The sequence below is a fragment of the Cytobacillus sp. Bac17 genome (genome assembly GCF_024519925.1).
GTDB lineage: Bacteria > Bacillota > Bacilli > Bacillales > Cytobacillaceae > Cytobacillus > Cytobacillus pseudoceanisediminis.
This window is the reverse complement of the sequence record NZ_JALJRC010000100.1, coordinates 1-438: the sequence shown is the minus strand read 5'-3', so window position 1 is coordinate 438 and position 438 is coordinate 1. Positions and strand designations below refer to the sequence as shown.

At 49.8% G+C, this 438-nt stretch carries 1 protein-coding gene; it reads left to right on the top strand.

Annotation, left to right across the window (positions count from 1 at the left end; genetic code table 11):
* Positions 1-438: hypothetical protein (locus NR125_RS30285; protein ID WP_256816881.1), on the top strand; the 438-nt coding region annotated here is incomplete at both ends.

Sequence of the window (438 nt, the reverse complement as noted above, 5' to 3'; positions counted from 1 at the left end):
AGGGGAAGAAAAAAGGGGGAGGGGAGTGGGAAGAGGGGAGGGAGAAGAAAAAAAAAAAAAAGAAGGAAAGAAGAGGGGAAAAAAGAGAGAAAAAGAGGGAGGAAAAAAGAAAAGAAAAGAAAGGGGGAAGGAAAGAAGGGGGAAGAAAGGGGAAGGGGAAAGAGAAAAAGAGGGAAAGAGGAAAGGAAAAGAAGAGAAGGAAAAGAGGAGGAGGAAAGGAAAGGAAGGAAAAGGGAGAAGGGGGGGAAAAGAAAGAAGGAAGAGGGAAGAGAAGAGGGAGGGGGGAGAAAGGAGAAGGGGAAAGGGAAAGGGAAAGGGAAGGGGGGGGAAAGAAAGAAAAAAGGGAAGGAAGAAAAGAGGAGAGGGGGGGAAGAGGAGGAGGGAGGGAGGAGAAAGGGGAGGAGGGGAAAAGAGAACGAAGGGGCTCCGCGCCGGTTG